The sequence below is a fragment of the Rhodococcus sp. O3 genome, from assembly GCF_048897285.1.
In the GTDB taxonomy this organism is placed as follows: Bacteria; Actinomycetota; Actinomycetes; order Mycobacteriales; family Mycobacteriaceae; genus Rhodococcus.
Map to the genome: position 1 here is coordinate 1 of NZ_JBMBTE010000218.1, position 4617 is coordinate 4617.

Here is a 4617-nt window from a genome sequence, read left to right on the forward strand (position 1 = left end):
TCCACCGCCGGAACGACGGCGACGTCGCTGGTGGGGACTCCGCCGCTGACGGCCGGACCGGAGATCACAACGACGTCAGCAGGATCAGCCAGCCGAGGGGAATGCCCGCGGCGACACCCACAGCCACCCAGCGCCACAACGGAATCCGGCTCCACACCCACAGGGTCGGGGCGGCACCCGCGCCGGCGACCAGATTGACGCCGAAGGCGAGCACCGGACTGATGCCCACCAGCACCGAACCGAACGCGACGACCGTCACCACGGTGACGGCGAGCGCGAACGCCGTGAGGGTCAGACCGGTTGCCCACGGCGTCGCCGACGGAGCGGAGCGAGTCATCTCGGGATCCGCACCCGCTCGTAGAACGCCATGGCCGCGGCGGTCGCGACATTGAGCGAATCGGTGCCCGGCGCCATGGGGATGCGCGCCCGCACGTCGGTGGCACGCATCGCGTGCTCGGTCAGTCCCGGACCTTCGGCACCGAGCAACAAAGCCACCTTCTCCCCCGTCATCGCTTCGGCGAGGGTAACAGCCCGAGGGTTCGGGGTGAGCGAGATCAACTGGAAACCGCGACCGCGCAGCAGATCGAGGTCGTGCGGCCAGTTCGGCACGTGTGCGAACGGCACACGCAGCACGTGGCCCATGGACACGCGCACCGCGCGGCGGTACAGCGGATCGGCGCAGCCCTTGCCGAAGAGCACGGCGTCGACGCCGAGGCCGGCGGCGTTGCGGAACATCGAGCCGATGTTCTCGTGATCGTTGACGCCCTCGAGCACCGCGACGGTCGTCGCCTTTTCGAGCACGTCCTCGAGGTCGAGGGGTTCGGGGCGGGACGCGGCGGCGAGAACACCCCGGTTCAGGTGGAACCCGACCACCTCGGCCATCACCTCGGCGGAGGTGCGGTAGTACGGCACGTCGACATCGCGCAGGTCGTCGGCGAGTTCCCCTAGCCGGCGGTCGACGCCCAGCAGGCTGTTGGGCGTGAACCGCGAGTCGAGCATGCGCTGCACGACGAACACGCCCTCCGCGATGACCAGCCCCTTGCCGCCCGGGAGATCGGGACGGCGATCGGAGGAGTTGAGATCGCGGAAGTCGTCCAGCCGCAGGTCGGCGGGATCGTCGATGTCGATGACGTGAACCACGTCGCCCATTGTCCCAGTTCACACCTGGCTTGCGGGCGTCGGGGCGAGGGAATGCGGGTCCACCGGAATATCGCGCTGCAGGGCCGCTTCGCGCGAGACCGGGAGCGCTGCGTCGACGACCGTCCCGTCACAGGCGGCGACGACCGTCCGCAGCGAAGCGGTGATGGTCTCGTCGGTACGGGTGCGGCACGGTCGCCGCCGCCGTACCGACGAGCAGGCGGCTACTTGTCCTCGGTGACGAGCGTGGTGAGGATGCCCACCGCGTCGCGCAACGTGTCGAGACTCTTCTGATCGAGCTGCTGCAGCCGCTCCGTCAGCCACGCCTCCCGTGCCTGCGCTTCGTCGCGCAACAGTTCCCGCCCCGCCTCGGACAGGTCGACGATGATCTGACGGCCGTCGGTCGGATGCGGTGTGCGCTCCACCAAACCGAGATCGTTGAGTGATGCGATGACGCGTGTCATCGACGGTGGCTGGACCTTCTCACGCGCGGCAAGTGCCCCGGGGGTCATCGCTCCATCCTGACTCAGCGTCGACATGGCCGACAGCTGGGTCAGGGACACTCGCGAATCGGTGCGTCTCCCCCGCAAATGACGCGTCAGGCGCACGACAGCCAGGGCGAGATCGCCCGCCAGTGCACGTGTTTCCGATGTCATGGCGAGCACAATACGTTATGCCATGGAAACTACCGACACATGTTCTAGGTGAGCACGTTGGTGATGGGATCCACCACGAAATATGCCGTGAACAATGCTGCTACGACCCACATCAGCGGATGTAGCGTGCGGATTTTCCCGCTGGCCGCGTGCAGCACCACCCAGGTGATGAAGCCCACGCCGATGCCGTTGGCGATCGAGTAGGTGAAGGGCATCACCAGGATCGTCAAGAACGCCGGCAACGCGACCTCGAACTTGCTGAAGTCGATGTCCCGGACCTGCCCGATCATCAGGGCGCCCACGACGATCAGGGCGGGCGCGGCCGCCTCGATCGGCACCATTTCGTACAGCGGCGTGAGGAACATCGCGGCGAGGAACAGCACACCGGTGACGACGTTCGCCAGGCCGGTGCGGGCGCCGTCGGCGATACCCGACGCGGACTCGACGAACACGGTGTTCGACGACGACGAGGCAGCGCCACCGACGATGGCGCCGGTGCCCTCGACGACGAGGGCGCGGCCCACGTTGGGCAGGTTGCCGTCCTTGTCGACCAGACCGGCTTCCTTACCCAGGCCGGTCATGGTGCCCATCGCGTCGAAGAAGTTCGCGAGCACCAGGGTGAACACGAGCAGGGTCGCGGCGATCACGCCGATGCGGGTGAAGGCGCCGAACAGGTCGACATCACCGACCAGGCTCAGATCGGGCATGCCGGCCACCTGCCCGGGCACCTCGGGGGTGCTCAGGTTCCAGCCCTTCGGGTTTGTGCCCATCGACGGTCCGACGTCGGTGAGCGCCTCGACGATCGCCGCGACCACCGTGGTGATCACGATGCCGATGAGCAGGCCGCCACGCACCTTGCGCACGACCAGAACACCCATCAGCAACACACCGAAGACGAACACCGCGGTGGGCCACGACGCAATCGAGCCGTCGATGCCGAGACCGACGGGCACGGTGGTACCGGCGGCGTCGGGGATGCGGCGGACGAAACCGGCGTCGACGAGGCCGATGAACGCGATGAACGCACCGATGCCGGCGGCGATGGCCGATTTGAGTTCCGGCGGAATCGCATTGAACACCGCGGTGCGGAATCCGGTCAGTGCGAGCACCACGATGATGATGCCGTCGATGACGACCAGGCCCATCGCCTCGGGCCACGTCACCTGCGGCGCGATGGTCACCGCGAGCAGGCTGTTGATGCCCAGGCCCGCGGCGAGCGCGAACGGATAGTTGGCGATGATGCCGAACACGATGCTCATCAGTCCGGCGACGAGTGCCGTGACCGCGGCGACCTGGTTGATCGGCAGGATGTTGCCGAGCACGTCGACCTTGGCGGTGGCGTCCTCGGGCGAGAAGCTACCGAGGATGAGCGGATTGAGCACCACGATGTAGGCCATCGCGACGAAGGTGACCACACCGCCGCGGACTTCCCGGGACACCGTCGAACCACGTTCGGTGATCTTGAAATAGGTGTCCAGTAAACCGGTGCCTACGGCCATGTCGAATATCCACTCCGGAGAAGATTTGCTCGAGTAGCAACCGGGAGATTATTGCAGCGCGGAACTACTAGTCTGCAAATTGTGAAAGACGCAGATGACGTGGCCGCGCAGGTCCGACGCCTCGCCGATCCCCGGCCCGCGCTCGCTCTCGGCACCGTCGCGTGGGTCGTCGCGACGATCGTCGTTCTCGTCGTCGGAGACCGCTGGTCGGCGGCGCTTCCGGTGTGCGTGGCCGGAATCGTGGTGGGGCTGCTGGGATCTGCGCTCTTTCTCGTTCAGCGGCGCGCCGCGCGCCGCGGCCGGCGCGGGGCACAGGTCGGGCTGAACTGACGGATCCGGCCGCGCGGTCGCCGCGTCAGCGACGGATGCGCACCCGCGTGACCAACCACACCCACAGCAGGGCCCACAGCGATCCGAGGATCCAGCCGGCCACGACGTCGGTCAGCCAGTGCGCCGCGAGGTAGACGCGGGAGAGTCCGACGGCCACGGTGTAGCCGGCGAGACCGGCATAGAGCCCCGCGCGCCACGGGCCCTGCGGACGCGTGGACCGGGCGAGGACGGCCGCGAGCGTGACCGCCAGGATCGCCGACATCATCGCGTGGCCGGACGGGAACGAGTGCGTCGACAGGTCCACCAGCCGCTCCGGCTGCGGCGGCCGGGCACGACCGAACAGCAGCTTGAGCAGGCTCATCACGGGCCAGCCGGTGAGAACCGCGCCGGCGACGAGCAGCGCGTCCTGCGGCCGCGACGCACGCATCAGCAGCAGGGTCGCGACGATCGCGAGGATCGTGACCCCCACCGTGCCGCCGGTGTGGGTGACGACGGTGACGGCGGTCGTGATCGGCGGCTCCCGGACGCCGAGCATCCAGTCGAGTACCGCGACGTCGACGCTCACGACCCGGCACCACCACTCGCGACGGCTGCGGCGAACCCGGCGGGCGTGCAGTGGGTGGTGCCGGATCGGTCCACCCACCAGGCCACCTCGCGCTCCCCCGTCACCGCACCCGAACAGCTCACGACGAGCCGCTCGTGAACGGTCAGCGGTCCCCGGGGCAGGGCAACCCCGGTGGTCGCGGCGGCGAGCACGGCCTGCGGTTCCCGCGACCATTCGGTGGCCCGGCCCGGCCCGGTCGGTTCGGCGGACACCGTGTCGGACGCGAGCGGGAGGTCGAGCAGTTCGGCGAGCGCACCCGCAGTCGCCGTGGTGCCCATCACGATCCGCTCCGCGGGGATGACGGCGGCGAGCCACGGACGGTCGAGCACGATCGCGTCGGCCGCGTCGACGACGGTCCCGGCGATGCTGCGCACGGCGTCCGGCAGGTCCA

The 4617-nt window shown here is 68.6% G+C and carries 6 protein-coding genes and 1 pseudogene; 1 reads left to right on the forward strand and 6 read right to left on the reverse strand.

Going from position 1 to position 4617, the window contains the following annotated elements:
• Nucleotides 1-64 precede the first annotated feature (64 nt).
• From ACN675_RS27725 to ACN675_RS27740, 4 genes are all read right to left on the reverse strand, one after another.
• The gene (locus tag ACN675_RS27725) at nt 65-337 is read right to left on the reverse strand and encodes a DUF2537 domain-containing protein (RefSeq protein ID WP_420753872.1); all 273 of its coding nucleotides are present in this window, start codon (nt 335-337) and stop codon (nt 65-67) included.
• Nucleotides 334-1140, reverse strand: a complete 807-nt coding sequence (locus ACN675_RS27730; RefSeq protein ID WP_420753877.1) for a TrmH family RNA methyltransferase — start codon at nt 1138-1140, stop codon at nt 334-336. The genes ACN675_RS27725 and ACN675_RS27730 overlap by 4 nt, the downstream gene beginning before the upstream one ends.
• A 221-nt stretch (nt 1141-1361) precedes the next feature.
• Nucleotides 1362-1793, reverse strand: coding sequence for a MarR family winged helix-turn-helix transcriptional regulator (locus ACN675_RS27735; protein WP_420753873.1), 432 nt, complete (start codon nt 1791-1793; stop codon nt 1362-1364).
• A 44-nt stretch (nt 1794-1837) separates the two neighbouring features.
• On the reverse strand, nt 1838-3292 hold the full coding sequence (locus tag ACN675_RS27740) for an NCS2 family permease (protein ID WP_420753874.1): 1455 nt from the start codon (nt 3290-3292) through the stop codon (nt 1838-1840).
• Nucleotides 3293-3373: 81 nt separating this feature from the next.
• Between ACN675_RS27740 and ACN675_RS27745 the strand changes: the two genes are divergently transcribed.
• Nucleotides 3374-3622, forward strand: coding sequence for a DUF2530 domain-containing protein (locus tag ACN675_RS27745; RefSeq protein WP_420753875.1), 249 nt, complete (start codon nt 3374-3376; stop codon nt 3620-3622).
• A 25-nt stretch (nt 3623-3647) separates the two neighbouring features.
• Here ACN675_RS27745 and ACN675_RS27750 read toward each other — a convergent pair whose 3' ends face one another.
• Both ACN675_RS27750 and ACN675_RS27755 read right to left on the reverse strand, forming a co-directional pair.
• Entirely contained in the window at nt 3648-4187 is a 540-nt protein-coding gene (locus ACN675_RS27750; RefSeq protein WP_420753876.1) for a phosphatase PAP2 family protein, read from the reverse strand.
• Nucleotides 4184-4617 (reverse strand): annotated as a pseudogene (locus ACN675_RS27755) (ATP-binding protein); the annotation flags it as partial. The pseudogene ACN675_RS27755 and the gene ACN675_RS27750, both read right to left, overlap by 4 nt.

What these genes read in the sequence shown, in the direction of transcription:
- ACN675_RS27725 (WP_420753872.1), bottom strand. Translation starts at nt 337, where the DNA reads ATGACTCGCTCCGCTCCGTCGGCGACGCCGTGGGCAACCGGTCTGACC.
- ACN675_RS27735 (WP_420753873.1), bottom strand. Translation starts at nt 1,793, where the DNA reads ATGACATCGGAAACACGTGCACTGGCGGGCGATCTCGCCCTGGCTGTC.
- ACN675_RS27740 (WP_420753874.1), bottom strand. Translation starts at nt 3,292, where the DNA reads ATGGCCGTAGGCACCGGTTTACTGGACACCTATTTCAAGATCACCGAA.